We start from the raw sequence: 18,702 nt of genomic DNA on the forward strand, positions 1-18,702 counted from the left end.
CCCGCGTCGGCTCAGACGTCGATGCCGCGGTTCACCCAGGTCGAGGTGACCCGCATGCCGACCTTCTCGTAGAGACCGAGCGCGCCCGTGCGCGAGTCGGTGCTCAGCTCGGAGCGGGTGGCTCCGTGCGCGCGCGCGACGCCGAAGGTGTCGGCGAGGAGCGCCTGGGCCAGGCCCCTCCCGCGCTGGTCCTTGCGGGTGGCGAGGCGGGAGATGAAGCCGCACCCCTCGTTCATCTGCAGCAGGGCCACGGCGACCACGTCGCCGGCGGGGTCGACCACGACCCGCAGCTGCCAGGGCTCGAAGCCCGGGCGCAGCGTGGTCGTCGCCTGCCACTCCTCGAAGGTGTCGCGCTCGCGCTCGGACCACTCGAGGAAGGCGTCCTCCTGGACCTGCCAGCAGGCCCGGTGCTCGCCCGGCTCGGCGGCGCGGACGACGTACCCCTCGGGCAGCGGGCGGTCGGGCACGACCGCGCCCTCGGGCAGCTGGAGCACCCAGCTGGTCCAGCGGACGCGGTAGCCGAGGTCGGCGAGCAGCCGGTCGCCCGCGGAGCCCTCGGGCACGGGCATCCCGATCACGGTGCTGCCCTTCTCGCGTGCCTTCTCCTGCATCCAGCGGGCCAGGGCGGTGCCGATGCCGCGCCCGCGGTAGTCGGGGTGGACGGCGGCGTCGCCGCGGTCGGCGTGCGCCACCTCGGCGTAGGCGACGAGGGTGTCGCCGTCGAGGACGCCGACGGTGCTGGCGGGGACGTCGTACCCGGGGCGCTGCCAGTCGCCGACGATGTCGGCCTCCTCGATCACGACCTCGCCGACGTCGACGAGCTCCTGGGCGGCCATCACGGCGGTGACGGCGGCGGCATCAGCGGGGTTCAGCGGGCGCTCGACGAGGCCGTCGGGCAGCGAGAGCGGTGCGGGCATGGGCGGTAGTGGAGCACGAAATGACCGACGGGGCCGCACCATTTTCCGTCGTATGACGGATGCGGTGCGGCCCCGGCCGGGCTGGGAAGGGGAGCGGTCAGGCGTTGCGGATCGCGGAGATGTCGAAGCCGAGCTTGATCTTCTCCGAGACCAGGACGCCGCCGGTCTCGAGCGCGGCGTTCCAGGTGAGGTCCCAGTCCTTGCGGTTGATGGTGGCCTCGCCCTCGAAGCCGACGCGCAGGTTGCCGAACGGGTCGCGGGCCGAGCCGGTCTCCTCGAACAGCACGGTGACGGGCTTGGTGACGTCCTTGATGGTCAGGTCGCCGGTGATCGCCCACTCGTTGCCTCGGCGCTCGACCTCGGTCGAGACGAAGGTCATGGTCGGGAAGTTCTCGACGTCGAAGAAGTCGGCCGAGCGCAGGTGGCCGTCGCGGTCGGGGGTGCCGGTGTCGACGCTCGCGACGTCGATCGTCAGCCGGACGGAGGACGCGGCCGGGTTCGCGGTGTCGATGGTCGCGGTGCCCTCGAACGCCGGGAAGGCGCCGCGGACGGTGGTGACCATCGCGTGCCGGGCGGAGAAGCCGAGGCGGCTGTGGGTCACGTCGAGCGTGTAGTTGCCGGAGATGTCCTCGACGGCGGAGGTGGCTGCGTCGAAGCCCTCGTGCTCGAGGACGTCGGTGCCGTTCTTGCGGTTGAAGAAGTTCATGGTGTGCTCCTGTTCCCTGCCTGTGGTGGTTGAAACTTCAACTCTTCAAACGGACTGCAGTCCGATTCCATTCCCGAGACACTGTGGTCTGGGTCACACCCGGCGGCGGCCTAGGATCGGCGACCGTGAACGACACGCTGACCATCGCGCTCACCGGGCTCTCGCTGCTGGTCGCCGTCGTCGCGCTCGTCTACGTCGTGCTGGACCGGCCCACCGACGGCGTCCTGCTCGGGCTGCTCGGCCTGCTCGAGGGCGGCCTGCTCGTCCAGGCGGTGGGCGGGGTCGTCGCGCTGGTGGGCGAGGGGCACGACGACGTCAACGCGGCGGTCTTCGTCGGCTACCTGCTCGGCGCGCTGCTCTTCGTGCCCGCCGCCGCCGTCTGGGCGCTGGGCGAGCGCTCCCGCGCCGGCACCGCCGTCGTCGTGGTGCTCGGCCTCGTGGTGCCGGTGCTGCTGCTGCGCATGAGCCAGGTCTGGGACGCCGGTGCCTGAGCCGACCGCGCCCCCGGCGGTCGCCGCCACCAACCGCGGGTGGGGCCGCGTCCTGGTGCTGGTGTACGGCATCTTCGCCCTCGCCGCGACGGGGCGCTCGACCGTGCAGCTGCTGCAGAAGGCCGACGAGGCGCCGCTCGCGTACGGCCTCTCGGCGTTCGCCGCCGTCGTCTACATCGTCGCGACCTGGTGCCTGGCCCGCCCCGGCCCGCGCACCACGCCGCTGGCCTGGGCCGCCGTCGGCGTCGAGCTCGTGGGCGTCCTCGTCGTCGGAACCCTCACCGTCGCCGATCGCTCGCTGTTCCCCGACGACACCGTCTGGAGCGGGTACGGCGCGGGGTACGGCTGGGTGCCGGCCGTGCTGCCGTTCTGCGGCCTCGCCTGGCTCTGGCACACCCGCCCCCGCAGGTAGCCCGCGGGTTACCCGGCGGCCCGTTGGGCGACCAGCTGCCAGACCATGCCGGTGCGCAGGAACGGCTCGCGGTCGCACAGCGCCAGCTCGAGCCGCTCGAGCTCGGCGAAGTACGCCGGGTCGTGCTTGGGTCCGTCGTCGGCGAGCAGGTCGTTGGCACAGCGCGCTCCGTAGCGGGCAACGACGTCGAGGCCGACCGACGCGAGGTCGGCGGCCATGACGTCGGGGTCGATCTTGCGCACCTCGTGCTCGAAGGTGACGGCCTGGGAGGTCTCGCGGGTGAGCTCCTCGAGCGCGGTGGCGGGCCCGCGACGCACCAGCGACCCGAGCACGGCTCCGGCCGGGTTGGGCGCGACGACCGAGAGCCGGCCGCCCTCGCCCAGGGCTCCCGCGAGGAGCCCGAGGTCCCCGGTGCCGGCGGGGCGGTACTGCAGCACGAAGTGGCAGAGCACCAGGTCGAAGCCGGTGCCGACCAGTGCGGTCAGCTCGTCGAGCGAGCCCTCGACCAGCCGCACGCGGTCGCCGGTGCACGCGGCCTCGGCCTCGCCGCGGGCGACCCCGAGCATGCCGGCCGAGGTGTCGAGGATCGTCACCTCGTGCCCGGCCGCGGCCAGCGGCCGCGAGTCGCGCCCGTCGCCTCCGCCGACGTCGAGCACCCTCAGCGGCCGCCCGCCGGCGGCCTCCTGCAGCACCACCACCTGCCGGCGCAGGGTCTCGGCCACCACGGCGAACCGGATCCGGCCCCACGGGGAGGCGCACCACGCCTGCCACTGCGCGAGGTGCTGGTCGAAGATGTCGGCGTCCGAGAGCGTCATGCCCGGAACCCTAGGAGCCGGGTCAGCGGAAGGCCGACTGGCCCGTCAGCGCCTGGCCGATCACGAGCTGGTGCACCTCGGCGGTGCCCTCGTAGGTGAGCACCGACTCGAGGTTGTTGGCGTGCCGCAGCAGGGGGTACTCCAGCGTGATGCCCGCGGCGCCGAGCAGGGTGCGGCACTCGCGGGCGATCGCGAGCGCCTCGCGGGTGTTGTTGAGCTTGCCGACCGAGATCGCCGGAGCCTGCAGGCGCCCCTCGCCCTTGAGCCGCCCGAGCTGGAGGGCGAGCAGCATCCCCTTGCCGAGCTCGACCGACATGTCGGCGAGCTTGGCCTGCGTGAGCTGGTAGGTGGCGAGGCTGCGCCCGAAGACCTGCCGCTCCTGCACGTAGCGGATCGTGGTCTCCAGGCAGTCGCGGGCGGCACCGAGCGCCCCGAACACGATCCCGAAGCGCGCCTCGGTCAGGCACGAGAGGGGCCCCGAGAGGCCCTCGACCTCCGGCAGCACCGCGTCGCCCGGCAGCCGGACGCCGTCGAGCACCAGCTCGCTGGTCACCGACGCGCGCAGCGACATCTTGTGCGCGATCTCGGGGGCGCTGAACCCGGGGGTGTCGGTCGGCACCACGAACCCGCGGATCCGCCCGCCCGAGGCCTCGTCGGTGCGGGCCCACACGATCGCGACGTCGGCGACCGTGCCGTTGGTGATCCACATCTTGTTCCCCGTGAGCACCCAGTCGGAGCCCTCACGCACTGCGCGGGTGCGCATGCCGCCGGGGTCGGAGCCGAAGTCCGGCTCGGTCAGCCCGAAGCACCCGATCGCCTCGCCCGCGGCCATCCGGGGGAGCCAGGTGTCCTTCTGCTCGTCGGACCCGTGCTTCCAGATCGCGTACATCGCCAGCGAGCCCTGCACCGAGACCACCGAGCGGAGCCCGGAGTCGCCGGCCTCGAGCTCCAGGCAGGCCAGGCCGTACGCCGTGGGGCTGGTGCCGGCGCAGCCGTACCCGGTGAGGTGCATGCCGAGCAGGCCGAGCTTCCCGAACTCGAGGGCCAGGTCGCGCACCGGCACCTCGCCCGTCTCGTACCAGGAAGCGATCTCCGGCCGCAGCCGGTCGTCGACGAACGAGCGCACGGTGTCGCGGATCGCGCGATCCTCGTCGTCGATCAGCGAGTCGGTGTCGAGCAGTGCCAGCGGCGTGAGCGGGGTGGTCATGGGGACATCATCACCCCGCAGGCCCCCGGCGGCGTGGTCCGGTCAGGCTCAGGCCGCGTGCGGGTGCAGGGGCGCCGCCGTGCGGGGGGCGTGCGGAGCCTCGACGGCCCAGCGGGCCTCGAGGTGGGTCCGGCCGGACGTGTCCGTGACCGTGACCCAGTGCTGGACGAGCCGTTCGGTCGCCTGTCGGTCTGGCATGGGACACCTCCTGTTCACCTTCTGTTCACCAACACTAGCGCATCCCCACCGGAGGGGGTGCAATCCGGCCGATTTCGGTGTGGCGGCTCCACTGGAGGCCCGAATATGCCTCCGGACGGATGCGCGCCCTCCCCGGCGGGTCTGTGGTCCCGGGTGCGCGGGTGAGCGCGCATCCGAGTGTTCCTGCCCGATTCCGGGCAGGAAGTTGCGCGAACGGCTGGATGACGTGCACCGTCGTGCCTCGTGACCGCCGATCCGGAGCTCGTCGCCCGCCTCGTCGCCAGCACCGGCCTGACGCCGGGCGAGGCGGCCCGGGTGGTCGAGGACGTCGTGGCCTTCCACGCCGAGACGCTCGAGGAGTACGTCCGCCGGCGGCACGCGCGGCTGAAGACCTACGGCGCGAAGAACGCCGAGATCTTCGCCCGGATCGCCGAGGAGCTGGCGACGCGCGTGGTCGCGCCGCCGCCGCTCTCCGAGCGCCAGCTGCGTCGCATCGTCTACGGGTGAGAGGGAGAAGAACATGTGCGGGATCGTCGGGTACGTCGGCGGCCACCAGGCTGCCCCGCTGCTGCTCGAGGGGCTCGGCCGGCTCGAGCACCGCGGCTACGACTCGGCCGGGCTGGCCGTGCTCGGCGGCAGTGCCGGGGTGCGCGTGGCCAAGCGCGCCGGGCGGGTGCGCGAGCTGGCCGACGGGCTGCCCAGGCGCTTCGGCGGGAAGGTCGGCATCGGCCACACCCGCTGGGCCACCCACGGCCCGGCCACCGACGTCAACGCCCACCCCCACACCGACACCAGCGGCCGCGTCGCCGTGGTGCACAACGGGATCATCGACAACGCCGCCGCCCTGCGCGACCGCCTGACCGCCCAGGGAGTGGACCTGGTCTCCGACACCGACACCGAGGTGATCGCTCACCTGGTGGCGGCCTCGACGGCCGACACCCTCGAGGGCAAGGTGCGCGACGCGCTGGCCGTCGTCACCGGCACCTGGGGACTGGCCGTGGTGCACGCCGACTTCCCCGACCGGATCGTCGCGGCCCGCAACGGCAGCCCGCTCCTGGTCGGTGTCGGCGACAAGGAGATGTACGTCGCCTCCGACCTCGCCGCGATCGTGCGGCACACCACGACCGTGGCCCACCTCGAGGACGGTGAGCTCGCCACGGTCACCGCCGCGGGCTTCTCCACCTTCCGCGACGACCTCACCCGCACCACGCGGGAGGCGACGACGCTCGACCTCGACCCGGAGGCCTACGAGGCGGGCGAGCACGCGTCGTACATGCGCAAGGAGATGCTCGAGCAGCCCGAGGCCGCGCGCCGCGTGGTCAGCGGCCGGCTCGACAAGCGCTTCGCGACCGCGCACCTCGGCGGCCTCAACCTCGACGCCCGCGAGACCCGCGAGATCCAGCGGGTCAAGGTGCTCGGCTGCGGGTCGGCGTACTACGTCGGCCAGATGGGCGCCCTGCTCATCGAGGAGCTGGCCCGGATCCCCGCCGACGCCGAGGCCGCCAGCGAGTTCCGCTACCGCGACCCGGTGATCGAGCCCGACACGCTCTACGTCGCGGTCAGCCAGTCGGGCGAGACCATCGACACCCTGCTCGCCGTGCAGGAGGTGCGCCGCAAGGGCGGGCGTTGCATCGGCCTGGTCAACGTCGTCGGCAGCGCGATCGCGCGCGAGTGCGACGGCGGCCTCTACCTGCACGCCGGCCCGGAGGTCGCGGTGGCCTCGACCAAGGCGCTGACCACGATGTTCCTCGGCTTCGCGCTGCTCGCGCTGCAGCTCGGCCGGGTGCGCGACCTCTCGATCGCCGACGGACGCCGCCTGATCGCCGGGCTGGAGGCGCTGCCCGAGCAGGTCGAGGCCGTGCTCGCGCAGGAGGACGCGCTGGCCGAGACCGCGCGGGAGCTGGCCAAGGCCGAGAGCCTGTTCTTCGTCGGCCGGGTGCGTGGCTTCCCGGTGGCCCGCGAGGGCGCGCAGAAGTTCAAGGAGATCTCCTACCGCCACGCCGAGGCCTACCAGACCTCCGAGCTCAAGCACGGCCCGCTCGCGCTGATCTCCCCGGCCGTGCCGACGGTCGCGATCGTGCCCGACGACGAGCTCACCGACCGCAACGTCGGCGCTCTGCACGAGATCGCCGCCCGCGGCGGCCCGCTCGTCGTGGTCACCCACGAGGGCCTCGATCTCGGCGGTCTCCCCGCGACCCGGATCGACGTCCCCCGCAACGAGAAGGAGCTCGACCCGATCCTCCTCACCATCCCGCTGCAGGTCCTGGCCTACCACGCCGCCCTCCACCTCGGCCACGACATCGACAAGCCCCGCAACCTCGCCAAGTCGGTCACCGTCGAGTAGCCGAGGTGGGAGAAGTGGCGACGCGAGGTGGGAGAAATGGCGACGCGAGGTGGCGGAGATGGTCGCCCGCGTGACGGACGTCGCCGCGACGACGAATCCCCGCTGACCCGCGCGAAGCCCTACCGTGGCACCCATGCCCGACGACGCTGACGAGCCCGTGGCCCCGGAGATCACCTTTGCCGACCTCGGGCTCGACGACCGCGTGCTCAAGGTGCTGCGCGACGTCGGGTACGAGACGCCGACCCCGATCCAGGCCGCGACCATCCCGACCCTCCTCGAGGGCCGCGACGTCGTGGGCCTCGCGCAGACCGGCACCGGCAAGACCGCGGCGTTCGCGCTGCCGATCCTCTCCAGGCTCGACCGCAGCCAGAAGGCGCCCCAGGCGCTGGTGCTGGCGCCGACCCGCGAGCTCGCGGTGCAGGTGTGCGAGGCCTTCGAGCGGTACGCCGCGCACATCCCGGGCGTGCACGTGCTCCCGGTCTACGGCGGTCAGGGGTACGGCGTGCAGCTCTCGGCCCTGCGCCGCGGCGTCCACGTCGTCGTCGGCACGCCGGGCCGGATCATGGACCACCTCGACAAGGGCACGCTCGACCTGTCGCAGCTGCGGTTCCTGGTGCTCGACGAGGCCGACGAGATGCTCAACATGGGCTTCGCCGAGGACGTCGAGACGATCCTGGCCTCCACTCCGGACGAGAAGAACGTCGCGCTCTTCTCGGCGACGATGCCGCCGGCGATCCGCCGGATCTCGAAGAAGTACCTCCGCGACGCCGAAGAGATCACGGTCAAGAACAAGACCGCCACCGCGGCGAACATCACCCAGCGGGTGCTGACGGTCTCCTACCCGCAGAAGACCGACGCGCTGACGCGGATCCTCGAGGTCGAGAATTTCGAGGGCGTGATCGTCTTCGTGCGCACCAAGCACGAGACCGAGACGCTGGCCGAGAAGCTGCGCGCCCGCGGCTTCAGCGCCGCCGCGATCAACGGCGACATCGCCCAGCCGCAGCGCGAGCGCACGGTCAACCAGCTGCGCGCCGGCAAGCTCGACATCCTGGTCGCCACCGACGTCGCGGCCCGCGGCCTCGACGTCGAGCGGATCAGCCACGTCGTCAACTTCGACATCCCGACCGACCCCGAGTCCTACGTGCACCGGATCGGCCGCACCGGCCGCGCCGGTCGCAGCGGCGAGGCGATCTCGTTCGTCACGCCGCGCGAGCGCTACCTGCTCAAGTCGATCGAGAAGACCACGCGCCAGCCGCTGACGGTGATGCAGCTGCCGACCGTGGACGACGTCAACGTCACCCGGCTCGCCCGCTTCGACGACGCCATCACGGCCGCGCTCGGCGACTCCGAGCGGATCGCCTTCTTCCGCGACGTGGTCGGCCACTACGTCGGTGAGCACGACGTGCCGGAGGCCGACGTCGCTGCGGCGCTGGCGATCGTGGCGCAGGGCGACACTCCGCTGCTGCTCGAGCCCGAGCCGGTCCGCCGCGAGCGTGGCGAGCGGCCCGAGCGCGCGGACCGCGGCGAGCGCCCGACCCGCGAGCCGCGACGCCGGGGCGACGGCCCGCCGCTGGCGACGTACCGGATCAACGTCGGGCGCCGGCACAAGGTCGAGCCCCGCCAGATCGTCGGTGCGCTGGCGAACGAGGGCGGGCTGTCGCGGCGCGACTTCGGCGCGATCACCATCCGCCCCGACTTCTCGCTCGTCGAGCTCCCGGCCGAGCTGCCCCCCGGCACCGAGGAGGCGCTGGCGAGCACCCGCATCTCCGGCAAGCTGATCGAGCTGCGCCGCGACAACGGGCCGCGCCGCGGACCCCGCCCCGAGCGGGCCGACGACCGCCCGCCCCGCAAGGAGCGGCACCGCAAGGGCTGAGCGACCCTTGTGGGGTGTCGGCGCCGGCTGCTTGAGTGACCGCGGTCACACTCGGGTGACCCGTCACCGGAGGTGCTCGGCATGCCCCGTCGCTCCCTGCTCACCGTCCTCGCCGCCGCGGCCGCCCTCGCCGCCCCGCTGCTCGCCGTCACCGCGCCACCCGCGCACGCAGCTGCTCCGCCGTACGTCGCGCTCGGCGACTCCTACTCCTCGGGCACCGGCACCCGCTCCTACCTCAGCGACGGCACCTCCTGCCAGCGCTCGACCTACGCCTACCCGAGCCTGGTCGCGGCCGCGCGCGGCTACGCGCTGAACTTCCGCGCCTGCTCGGGCGCGACGATCCCGACCGTCACCAGCACCCAGCTGAGCGCCCTGTCGACGTCGACCCGCTACGTGACGATCTCCGTCGGTGGCAACGACGCCGGCTTCGCCGACGTGCTCACCGAGTGCGCGCAGCCGTGGTGGGCCAGCAACTGCAACGGCGCCATCGACAAGGCGCAGTCCTACATCACCACCACACTGCCCGGCGCCCTGTCGACGCTGTACGCCTCGATCCGCACCCGGGCGCCGTACGCCAAGGTCGTGGTGGTCGGCTACCCGCGGATCTTCAACGGCGAGGACTGCAACGCCGGCACCTGGTTCTCCCCGGCCGAGGAGTCGCGGCTCAACGCCACCGCCGACCTGCTCAACAGCACGACGTCGGGGCAGGCGGCGGCGAGGGGCTTCTCGTTCGCCAACCCGACCGGCCGCTTCGTCGGGCACGCGGTCTGCAACGACGTCGAGTGGCTCAACGGGTTGTCCTACCCCATCAGCGAGAGCTACCACCCCAACCGCTCCGGCCACGCGTCCGGCTACGCGCCCACCGTCAGCCCGCTGCTCACGGGCGCGACGCTCACGGTGACCCGCGCCGTCGTCCGCGCCGCGGCGGCAGCCGGCGACGAGCAGGCCGCCTGGCAGCGGACCTACGCCGACGCCGACGCCGCGATCACCCCCGAGACGTTCCGCGCACCCACGCCCGCGGTGCTCCGCGAGCGCGCGCGGGCGACCGGCTTCGACCTCGACCGGTGGCTTGCCCGCCAGTAGCGCCCGGGCCTCGGTCAGCGGGTCAGGCGGCGCGCGATCGCGTCGTAGCCCCGGGCGCGGGCGTGCTCGAGCGGCGTGACACCGTCCGCATCGGCGAGGTCGCGATCGGCGCCGTGGTCGAGGAGGATGTCGACGATCTCGACGTACGGGCGTGAGCCGTCGCCGAGGATGACCGCCTCGAGGAGGGCCGTCCACCCGAGGTCGTTGACGTGGTTGACGTCGATCGACGTGCGGGCCACCCGACGGACGTAGGCGACGTGGCCCCGCTCGGAGGCGGGGATGATCGAGACGCCGCCGTACCGGTTGCGGAGGGTCAGGTCGGGGTCGTGGCCCAGGAGCAGCTCTGCCATCGGCACCGAACCGGTGACACCGGTGACGAGCCACGGGGTGTCGTGGCGGTCGTCGAGGGCGTCGGGGTCGGCTCCGTGGTGGAGCAGCAGCCGGGCGACGTCGAGTCGGTCACGGGTGACGGCGACGAGCAGCGGGGCTGCACCTCCGCGGCCGGACCGGCTGCGGTCGGCTCGACCTTGGCGGTCGGCCGGGTGGGACCGGGCGCCCCGGTGGTGGGGCTCGGGTCGCCTGCGGGGGCACTGCCGACGGAGTCCTCGGCGCTGCACGCGGTGAGTGCGAGCAGGGCCACGACGAGGAGGCGCCCGGCGAGCATGCGGCCAGTGAAGCACGTCCGGTGGCGGCGTCCGCCGGCTGCGGCACGGATGGTAGAACCGACGGCATGCCGGTCGTGGGGATGAGATTCTCGGGAGTCCTGCGGGTCGCGGTGGGAGGGGTGCTGGCCGGCGGGCTGCTCGCCGGGTGCGACGCCGCCGCGGAGACCCCCGCCCCCGACGACGCCGCCGCGGCGCTGGCCGCGGGCCTGGCGTCGGGCGAGCTCGAGGGCATCGCCTTCACCGACACCCAGCCCGACGAGGCGGCCCGGCAGTACGAGCCGCTCGTCGAGGGCATGGGCGGGGTCGAGCCCTCGGTCGAGGTGGCCGAGGTCTCCGACGTCGACGAGGACGGCAGCGCGCCGACCGCGCAGGCCACGCTGGCTTGGTCGTGGCCGCTGGGCGAGCAGGAGTGGGCCTACCAGGCCGACGCCGCGCTGCGCTACGTCGATGACGAGTGGCAGGTCGCCTGGACCCCGACGCTGGTGGAGCCGTCGCTGACCGGTGGCGAGGTGCTCGACGCCTCGACGCTGGCTGCCGAGCGGGCCGACATCGTGGGGGCGCACGGCACCGCGCTGGTCACCGAGCGACCCGTGGTGCGGGTCGGCATCGACCGCTCGCAGGTCCCGAAGGCCCGGGCGGGCGACTCGGCGCGGCAGCTCGCGGGCCTGCTCGGCATCGACGCCGCGTCGTACGTCAAGCGGGTCGAGGCGGCCGGCGACGCACAGTTCGTCGAGGCCATCACCTATCGGCGCGAGGAATTCCCCGACCGCGTCGCCTCGCAGTACGAGGACATCGACGGCGCGCTCGCCCTCAACGACGAGCGGGCGCTGGCCGCGACCAAGGAGTTCGCCGCGCCGATCCTCGGCACCATCGGCGAGGTGACCGCGGAGATGGTCGAGGAGGACCCCGAGCGCTACCGGCCGGGTGACGTGGCCGGTCTCTCGGGCCTGCAGGCGCGCTACGACGAGCAGCTCGGCGGCACGCCGGGGGTCGTGGTCGAGGCGGTGAAGCCCAGCGGCAAGGCCCGCGAGCTCTTCCGTGAGGCCGCCGTCGACGGCGAGCCGCTGCGGCTGACCCTCGACCAGGACCTCCAGCTCGCCGCCGAGGACCTGCTGTCCGACGTGCCCCCCGCGAGTGCGCTGGTGGCGCTGCAGCCCTCGACCGGCGACCTGCTCGTCGCCGCCAACGGGCCGGGCACCGACGGCTACAACATGGCGACCTACGGGCAGTTCGCGCCGGGCTCGACGTTCAAGAGCGTCAGCAGCCTGGCGCTGCTGCGGGCCGGGCTGACCCCTGAGGCGACGGTGCCGTGCACCACGTCGATCACCGTCGACGGCAAGCGCTTCGAGAACTACGACGACTACCCGTCCTCCGCTCTCGGCCAGATCCCGCTGCGCACCGCCGTCGCCAACTCGTGCAACACCGCCTTCATCAGCCAGGCCGGCAAGGTGAAGGAGGGCGACCTGGCCGACGCGGCTGCCTCGCTCGGGCTCGGGGTCGACCACGACCTCGGCTTCCCGTCCTACTTCGGGCAGGTGCCGCGGGCGAAGTCGGAGACCGAGGCCGCTGCCGACCTGATCGGTCAGGGCCGGATCCTCGCCTCACCGATGGTGATGGCGGCCGTGATCGCCTCGGTGCAGCAGGGCGAGCGGGTGCTGCCGCGCCTGGTCACGTCGTACGACGTGGAGCCGGCCGACGTCGCGCCCCTCACCGGTCGCGAGGCCTCCGCGCTGCGCTCGATGCTGCGGGGCGTGGTCACCTCGGGCTCGGGGAGCCTGCTCGCGGACGTGCCCGGCCCGCCGGTGATCGCGAAGACCGGCACGGCGGAGTTCACCGCCGACGACGGGTCGTTGCGCACCCACGCCTGGATGATCGCGGCCCAGGGCGACCTCGCGGTCGCGGTCTTCGTCGAGGAGGGTGACTCGGGCTCGGGCACCGCCGGGCCGATCCTCGAGCAGTTCCTGCGCGACGCGCGCACCCTGCGCTGAGCCGCTGCGTCATACGGTCCGCCGGTCCTGACCGGCAATTCGTATGACGCAGGCGACGCGTCAGCGGGACTCGCGCGGGGTGACCTTGGCGGCGACGTCCTCCGGCATCGCCTCGTAGTGGGCGAAGGTGCGGGTGAAGGTGCCGGCGCCGTGGGTCGAGGCACGCAGGTCGGTGGCGTAGCGGACCAGCTCGGTCTGCGGCACCTCCGCCTTGACCACCGTGCGATCGTCGCCGACCTTGTCGGTGCCCAGCACGCGGGCCCGGCGGGAGGCCAGGTCGCTCATCACCGAGCCGACGTGGTCGTCGGGGATCAGGATCTCGACGGTGTCGTAGGGCTCGAGCATGGTGATCCGGGTCGTGGCGGCCGCCTCGCGCAGCGCCAGCGCCCCGGCCATCTGGAAGGCCATGTCGGAGGAGTCGACGGTGTGCGCCTTGCCGTCGGTCAGCGTGACCCGCAGGTCGACGACCGGGTAGCCGTGCCGCACGCCGCGTTCCATCTGCGCCCGCACGCCCTTCTCGACGCTGGGGATGAACTGCCGCGGCACCGCGCCGCCGACCACCTTGTCGACGAACTCGAAGCCACCCCCCTCCGGGAGCGGCTCGACCTCGATCGAGCACACGGCGTACTGTCCGTGCCCGCCCGACTGCTTGACGTGGCGGCCCTGCGCCGCCGCCGGCCCGGCGAAGGTCTCGCGCAGCGACACCAGGAACGTCGTGGTGTCGACCTGCACGGCGTAGCGCTCGGCGAGCCGCTCGAGGACGACGTCCGCGTGCGCCTCGCCCATGCACCACAGCACGAGCTGGTGGGTCTCGGCGTCGTTGTCGACGCGGATCGACGGGTCCTCGGCGGCGAGCCGCGACAGCGCCTGCGAGAGCTTGTCCTCGTCGGCCTTGCTGCGCGCCACGATCGCGATCGGCAGCAGCGGCTCGGGCAGCGACCACGGCATCAGCACGCGCGGGTCGTCGGGCGAGGAGAGCGTGTCGCCGGTCTCCGCGCGCGAGAGCCGCGCGATCGCCGCGAGGTCGCCCGCGACCACCTGCGTCGCCGGCACCTGCTGGCGGCCGAACGGGTGGGTGAGGGCGCCGATCTTCTCGTCCTCGTCGTGGTCCTCGTGGCCCGACTCGGGCCCGAAGAACGACGAGAAGTGGCCGGAGACGTGCACCGCGTCGTCGGGGCGCAGCGTGCCGGAGAAGACGCGGACCAGGCTGAGCCGACCGACGTAGGGGTCGGAGGTGGTCCGCACGATCTCCGCGACCAGCGGACCCTCGGGGTCGCAGGTGATGGCCGGCGCTGCCGCGCCCGAGGGCGTGAACACCGCGGGGGAGGGGTGCTCGGAGGGCGAGGGGAACGCCGAGGTCGCCAGCTCCAGCAGCTCGTGGCAGCCGACGCCCGTGACCGAGCAGACCGGCACCACCGGGAAGAACGTCGCCCGCGCGACCGCGCGCTCGAGGTCGTCGACCAGCACCTTCTCGTCGATGGCCTCGCCGCTGAGGTAGCGGTCCATCAGGGTCTCGTCCTCGGACTCCTCGATGATCCCCTCGATCAGCGAGCCGCGGAGCTCCTCGAGGGAGGCGTCGGCGCCGGAGAGCAGGCTGGTGAGGCCGGTGATCTCGCCCGGCTGCCCGCCGGACGCCGGTGCGCGCTCGGGCACGTACAACGGCATCACCTTGTCGCCGAACGCCGCCTGCGCCTGGGCGAGCACGCCCTCGTAGTCGGCGCGCGACTGGTCGAGCTTGGTGATGATCACCGCGCGCGGCATGCCGACGTCGGCACACTCGCGCCACAGGGCGCGGGTGCCGTCGTCGACGCCCTCGTTGGCGGCGATGACGAAGAGCGCGCAGTCGGCCGCGCGCAGGCCGGCCCGCAGCTCGCCGACGAAGTCGGCGTACCCGGGGGTGTCGACGAGGTTGACCTTGATCCCGTCGTGGACGACGGGCGCGAGCGCGAGGGAGATCGAGCGGCCGTGGGCCTTCTCGGACTCCTCGAAGTCGCAGACGGTGGTCCCGTCACGCACCGACCCCGCGCGCGGGACCGCTCCGGCATCGGCGAGCAGCGTCTCGACCAGGGTGGTCTTGCCGGAGCCTCCGGGACCGACCAGCACGACGTTCCTGATCCGGTCCGGGCTGCTCGCCTCGAGATCCTGGCCGGCTGGTCTACGGGCACTGCCCTTCTCCGCCATGGGGCACCTCCTGCGTGAGGACTCCTAGGCAACTCCTGTTGGCCCCGGGACACAAGGGGTCCGAGGTCCCGGGACCGCCCGGTCCCGGAGTCGACCCCCGCGGCCGCCCCGGACCGCACGGAGCCCCCCGCCGCATGGGGTCGGCGAGGGGCTCCTGTCGACATCAAAGTGCTCCCTCCGAGGTCGACGCCGACCATGGTGACACCGGTGCCCGACCCGCGGCAAGGAGTGCTCTCCCTCAAGGCAGCGGCAAAGTTGCCGACCCTGCTTCCACCTGCTGGTGCCCGGGTGCGAGGCTGACCCCATGAGTGGGAGCAACAACGGTCTCGACCTGGTTCCCGCGGAGCGCCGCGGGCTCTACATCGACGGCACCTGGCGTGAGGCGAACGACGGCCGCCGCTTCGCCGTCCACGACCCGGCCGACGGCTCGGTCCTCGTCGAGGTGGCCGACGGCAGCGCCGACGAGGCGCTCGAGGCGCTCGACGCCGCGGCCAAGGTGCAGGACGACTGGGCGCGCACCGCGCCCCGCGAGCGCGGCGAGATCCTGCGCCGCGCCTTCGAGATGCTCACGGCGCGCGCCGACGACTTCGCGCACCTGATGAGCCTCGAGATGGGCAAGACGGTCGCCGAGGCGCGCGGCGAGGTCACCTACGGCGCCGAGTTCTTCCGCTGGTACGCCGAGGAGGCCGTGCGCGTGCACGGTCGCTGGATGCAGGCCCCGGCCGGCGGCAGCCGCCTGCTCACGATCAAGAAGCCGGTCGGCCCGTGCCTGTTCATCACGCCGTGGAACTTCCCGCTCGCGATGGGCACCCGCAAGATCGGCCCGGCGATCGCGGCCGGCTGCACGATGGTGGTCAAGCCCGCGGAGCTCACCCCGCTGACGATGCTCGCGCTGACCGCGGTGCTCGAGGAGGCCGGTCTCCCGGCAGGCGTGCTCAACGTCGTCCCGACCTCGACCTCGGCGGCGGTCGGTCAGGCCCTGATGGCCGACGAGCGCCTGCGCAAGGTGAGCTTCACCGGCTCCACCCCCGTCGGCAAGATCCTCGTCAAGCAGTCGGCCGACCAGCTCCAGCGGGTCTCGATGGAGCTCGGCGGCAACGCGCCGTTCCTCGTCTTCGAGGACGCCGACGTCGACGCGGCCGTCGACGGCGCGATGATCGCCAAGATGCGCAACATGGGCGAGGCCTGCACCTCGGCCAACCGCTTCCTCGTGCACGAGTCGGTCGCGCAGGAGTTCGCCACCAAGCTCGGCGACCGGATGGGCGCGCTCACGGTCGGCCGCGGCCAGGACGACGGTGTCGACGTCGGGCCGCTGATCAACCCCGAGGCCGTGGAGGCGGTCGGCGGCCTGGTCACCGACGCGGTCCACGACGGCGCCCGGGTGGTGTGCGGCGGCAAGCCGGGTGAGGGGCCGGGCTACTTCTTCCAGCCCACGGTGCTGGTCGACGTGCCGGCCGACTCGCAGATCAACCGCGAGGAGATCTTCGGACCCGTCGCGCCGATCACGACGTTCAGCAGCGAGTCGGAGGCGGTGCGCCGGGCCAACGAGACCGAGTACGGCTTGGTCGCCTACGCCTTCACCCGCGACCTCGCGCGCACGCTCCGGCTGGCGGAGGCGCTCGACTTCGGCATGATCGGGATGAACACCGGCCTGGTGTCCAACCCCGCCGCGCCGTTCGGCGGCGTCAAGGCCAGCGGCTTCGGTCGCGAGGGCGGGTTCGAGGGGATCGAGGAGTACCTCGACACGACGTACGTCGCGCTGCCGGTCAGCTGACCTGCGGCCGGGCCATGGGGGGCTGAGCGCACGTGAAGGTCTCGGACGGCAGCATCGCGGAGCGCTACCTCGACTTCGCGTCGTACGCCGAGGGCGACTCGACGTGCTTCGCGGCGTGGGCGCGGGGCGTGGCCGGTGACCCCGAGGTGCACGCCTGGCTCGGGGGTCTCCCCCGGCCCAAGCAGCAGCCCAACCTGGTCTTCGCGGCCGCCCGCTGGCACGGCGCGCCCGCCCCGGCGCCGTACGACGTGCTGCGCGGCGCGCTGCTCGCCGACGACGGACGCATCCGGACGACGATCCTCGAGCGGGCCACGCAGACCAACGAGGTCGGGCGGCTGGCGACGCTGACCCCGGCCTTCGCGATGCTGCGTGGCGACGAGCCGCTGGCGCTGGTCGAGGTCGGCGCCAGTGCCGGGCTGTGCCTCTTCCCCGACCGCTTCTCCTACGCCTGGGTGACCGGGGCGGGGACGGTGCGGGAGGGCAGCGGCCACGAGCTCGCCTGCCGGGTCGAGGGCGAGCTCCCCGGGGCGCGGGTGCCCGAGGTGGGGTGGCGTGCCGGCGTCGACCTCCATCCGCTCGACGTCCACGACGACGACGCGATGGCGTGGCTCGAGGTGCTGGTCTGGCCCGAGCACGACGACCGGCGACGATCGCTGGCGGCGGCGGTCGCGGTCGCCCGGGCCGAGCCGCCGCGGCTCGACACCGGTGACCTGCTCGAGCGGCTGCCGGCCCTGGTCGAGGAGGCCTCCGGGCACGGCCGGGTGGTCGTCTTCCACAGCGCGGTCGTCGCCTACCTCGACGACGCCGACCGGGCGCGCTTCGACGCGACGGTGCGCGAGCTCGTCGCCGAGGGGGCCTGCCACTGGGTCAGCAACGAGGGCCCGGCGGTGCTGCCGTCGGTCACCGCCACGGCGCCGCACGCAGCGGGCGGGCAGTCGTCGTTCGTGCTCGGCGTCGACGGGCGGGCGGTGGCCTGGACGCACGGCCACGGCCGCACGATGACCTGGTTCGGCTGAGGGCACGTGTCCGGCCCCGGGTCGTCCGGGGCGGCAGGCGGTCAGCCGGAGGTGCCGAGCGAGGCGGCGAGGCCGCGGCGACCGCGGATGCCGAGCTTGCGGTAGACGTGGGACAGGTGCCACTCGACGGCCTTGACCGTCACCTTCATCGTCTCCGCGATCTCGCGGTTGGTGAGCCCGGCCGCCGCCATCCGTGCCGCCTTCTGCTCGGTCGCGGTGAGCGTCGCGAGGGTCTCGCTGCGGATCCGGCGGGGCTCCTGGCCGAGGCGCTGGAGGTTCTCGCGGATGCGGTGCTGGAGCGGGAAGAGGTCCTCGCGGCCGGCGTACTCCTCGGCGCCGCGCAACAGCGCCACCGCCTCCGCCTGTGCCGTGGGGGACGGGTCGAGGCTGAGCAGCACGCCGAGGTCGGTGTCGATCTGGGCGGCGAGCCGCTCGGCCGGCACCTGGTCGAGCAGCGATCGCGCCTCGCGCAGGCAGGCCACCCGCGAACCCCCGGACCCGGTGGCCGCCACGATGCGCATCGCCTGCGCCACGACGTACGCCGAACCGGTGCGGCGGGAGCGCTCGAGGTGCTCCCGGGCCAGGCCGTCGGCCTCGCGTGCGCGGCGGGTGCGGACCAGGGCGAGTGCGGCGCCAGCCCGCCACGGCACGGTCTCGGGGTCGTCCTCGCCCCCGCCCAACCGGTCGCCGGCGGCGAGGAAGTTCGTGAGAGCGCCGTCGGGGTCGCCGAGGGCGCTGACGTGCTCGCCCAGCCCGTGCAGGGCGATCGCGCCGACCAGGTCGTCCTCGTCGGTGAGGCCGGCGAGGGCGTCGGCGACGGCGTCGGCCGCCGCGAGGTCGCCGCGGGCGAGCCGGCAGTCGAGGCGGGTCGCCAGCCACGAGGCGCGCACGAGGTCGTGGCCGGGCTCGGGCATGGCCTCCAGGTCACCCAGGGCGCGGGTGATCTTGCCCGTCTGCGCCAGGAAGCGGGCATGCGCGAGGGCGAGGGCTTCGGGCGCTGTCGGGAGGGAGGACTCGACGAGCATGGGCGCA

The 18,702-nt window shown here is 73.3% G+C and carries 17 protein-coding genes; 9 read left to right on the plus strand and 8 right to left on the minus strand.

The features are described 5' to 3' along the window. Window positions 1-11: 11 nt before the first annotated feature. On the minus strand, window positions 12-917 hold the full coding sequence (locus tag ACFPGP_RS06695; RefSeq protein ID WP_378588589.1) for a GNAT family N-acetyltransferase: 906 nt from the start codon (window positions 915-917) through the stop codon (window positions 12-14). A gap of 97 nt (window positions 918-1,014) precedes the next feature. Further along, window positions 1,015-1,623 (minus strand): YceI family protein, encoded by a 609-nt coding sequence (locus tag ACFPGP_RS06700; protein ID WP_378588591.1) that lies wholly within the window; start codon window positions 1,621-1,623, stop codon window positions 1,015-1,017. A gap of 125 nt (window positions 1,624-1,748) precedes the next feature. Between ACFPGP_RS06700 and ACFPGP_RS06705 the strand changes: the two genes are divergently transcribed. Further along, the gene (locus ACFPGP_RS06705; RefSeq protein WP_378588594.1) at window positions 1,749-2,114 is read left to right on the plus strand and encodes a hypothetical protein; all 366 of its coding nucleotides are present in this window, start codon (window positions 1,749-1,751) and stop codon (window positions 2,112-2,114) included. Next, complete coding sequence (locus ACFPGP_RS06710) at window positions 2,107-2,526, plus strand: hypothetical protein (RefSeq protein WP_378588597.1); 420 nt, start codon at window positions 2,107-2,109, stop codon at window positions 2,524-2,526. The genes ACFPGP_RS06705 and ACFPGP_RS06710 overlap by 8 nt, the downstream gene beginning before the upstream one ends. Before the next feature lie 8 nt (window positions 2,527-2,534). On the opposite strand, the gene ACFPGP_RS06715 is transcribed toward ACFPGP_RS06710, so the two are convergent. From ACFPGP_RS06715 to ACFPGP_RS06725, 3 genes are read right to left on the minus strand one after another with little or no spacing between them, the layout of a single operon-like run. Then, window positions 2,535-3,341, minus strand: coding sequence for a methyltransferase domain-containing protein (locus tag ACFPGP_RS06715; protein WP_378588599.1), 807 nt, complete (start codon window positions 3,339-3,341; stop codon window positions 2,535-2,537). A gap of 22 nt (window positions 3,342-3,363) precedes the next feature. Next, window positions 3,364-4,548 carry an acyl-CoA dehydrogenase family protein gene (locus tag ACFPGP_RS06720; protein ID WP_378588601.1) on the minus strand — a complete coding sequence of 395 codons (1,185 nt, stop codon included), beginning with the start codon at window positions 4,546-4,548 and terminating at the stop codon, window positions 3,364-3,366. Window positions 4,549-4,596: 48 nt separating this feature from the next. Further along, window positions 4,597-4,746, minus strand: coding sequence for a hypothetical protein (locus ACFPGP_RS06725; protein WP_378588603.1), 150 nt, complete (start codon window positions 4,744-4,746; stop codon window positions 4,597-4,599). A 243-nt stretch (window positions 4,747-4,989) separates the two neighbouring features. Here ACFPGP_RS06725 and ACFPGP_RS06730 point away from each other — a divergent pair, with 243 nt between their 5' ends. The 4 genes from ACFPGP_RS06730 to ACFPGP_RS06745 all read left to right on the plus strand — a co-directional run bounded on the left by ACFPGP_RS06730 (window position 4,990) and on the right by ACFPGP_RS06745 (window position 10,046). Further along, on the plus strand, window positions 4,990-5,253 hold the full coding sequence (locus ACFPGP_RS06730) for a hypothetical protein (RefSeq protein ID WP_378588605.1): 264 nt from the start codon (window positions 4,990-4,992) through the stop codon (window positions 5,251-5,253). 13 nt (window positions 5,254-5,266) lie between these two features. Beyond that, on the plus strand, window positions 5,267-7,090 hold the full coding sequence (glmS, locus tag ACFPGP_RS06735) for a glutamine--fructose-6-phosphate transaminase (isomerizing) (protein WP_378588608.1): 1,824 nt from the start codon (window positions 5,267-5,269) through the stop codon (window positions 7,088-7,090). Between the two features lie 133 nt (window positions 7,091-7,223). Beyond that, window positions 7,224-8,963: a DEAD/DEAH box helicase gene (locus tag ACFPGP_RS06740; RefSeq protein WP_378588610.1), complete on the plus strand. Its 1,740-nt coding sequence runs from the start codon at window positions 7,224-7,226 to the stop codon at window positions 8,961-8,963. Window positions 8,964-9,044: 81 nt separating this feature from the next. Beyond that, window positions 9,045-10,046 carry an SGNH/GDSL hydrolase family protein gene (locus tag ACFPGP_RS06745; RefSeq protein WP_378588612.1) on the plus strand — a complete coding sequence of 334 codons (1,002 nt, stop codon included), beginning with the start codon at window positions 9,045-9,047 and terminating at the stop codon, window positions 10,044-10,046. Between the two features lie 14 nt (window positions 10,047-10,060). Here the strand turns inward: ACFPGP_RS06745 and ACFPGP_RS06750 are convergent, their stop codons facing one another. Next, the gene (locus ACFPGP_RS06750; protein ID WP_378588614.1) at window positions 10,061-10,663 is read right to left on the minus strand and encodes an ankyrin repeat domain-containing protein; all 603 of its coding nucleotides are present in this window, start codon (window positions 10,661-10,663) and stop codon (window positions 10,061-10,063) included. A gap of 113 nt (window positions 10,664-10,776) precedes the next feature. On the opposite strand from ACFPGP_RS06750, the gene ACFPGP_RS06755 reads away from it, so the two are divergent. After that, the gene (locus ACFPGP_RS06755; RefSeq protein WP_378588616.1) at window positions 10,777-12,699 is read left to right on the plus strand and encodes a penicillin-binding transpeptidase domain-containing protein; all 1,923 of its coding nucleotides are present in this window, start codon (window positions 10,777-10,779) and stop codon (window positions 12,697-12,699) included. Window positions 12,700-12,759: 60 nt separating this feature from the next. Here ACFPGP_RS06755 and ACFPGP_RS06760 read toward each other — a convergent pair whose 3' ends face one another. Next, window positions 12,760-14,880 carry an elongation factor G-like protein EF-G2 gene (locus ACFPGP_RS06760; RefSeq protein WP_378588618.1) on the minus strand — a complete coding sequence of 707 codons (2,121 nt, stop codon included), beginning with the start codon at window positions 14,878-14,880 and terminating at the stop codon, window positions 12,760-12,762. A gap of 304 nt (window positions 14,881-15,184) precedes the next feature. Here ACFPGP_RS06760 and ACFPGP_RS06765 point away from each other — a divergent pair, with 304 nt between their 5' ends. Together ACFPGP_RS06765 and ACFPGP_RS06770 are read left to right on the plus strand one after the other, a co-directional pair. After that, window positions 15,185-16,654 (plus strand): NAD-dependent succinate-semialdehyde dehydrogenase, encoded by a 1,470-nt coding sequence (locus tag ACFPGP_RS06765; RefSeq protein WP_378588619.1) that lies wholly within the window; start codon window positions 15,185-15,187, stop codon window positions 16,652-16,654. Between the two features lie 32 nt (window positions 16,655-16,686). Next, entirely contained in the window at window positions 16,687-17,670 is a 984-nt protein-coding gene (locus tag ACFPGP_RS06770; RefSeq protein WP_378588622.1) for a DUF2332 domain-containing protein, read from the plus strand. A gap of 41 nt (window positions 17,671-17,711) precedes the next feature. On the opposite strand, the gene ACFPGP_RS06775 is transcribed toward ACFPGP_RS06770, so the two are convergent. Beyond that, on the minus strand, window positions 17,712-18,695 hold the full coding sequence (locus ACFPGP_RS06775; RefSeq protein ID WP_378588624.1) for a helix-turn-helix transcriptional regulator: 984 nt from the start codon (window positions 18,693-18,695) through the stop codon (window positions 17,712-17,714). Window positions 18,696-18,702 lie beyond the last annotated feature (7 nt).

Source organism: Nocardioides taihuensis, from assembly GCF_042657275.1.
Taxonomy (GTDB): Bacteria; Actinomycetota; Actinomycetes; order Propionibacteriales; family Nocardioidaceae; genus Nocardioides; species Nocardioides taihuensis.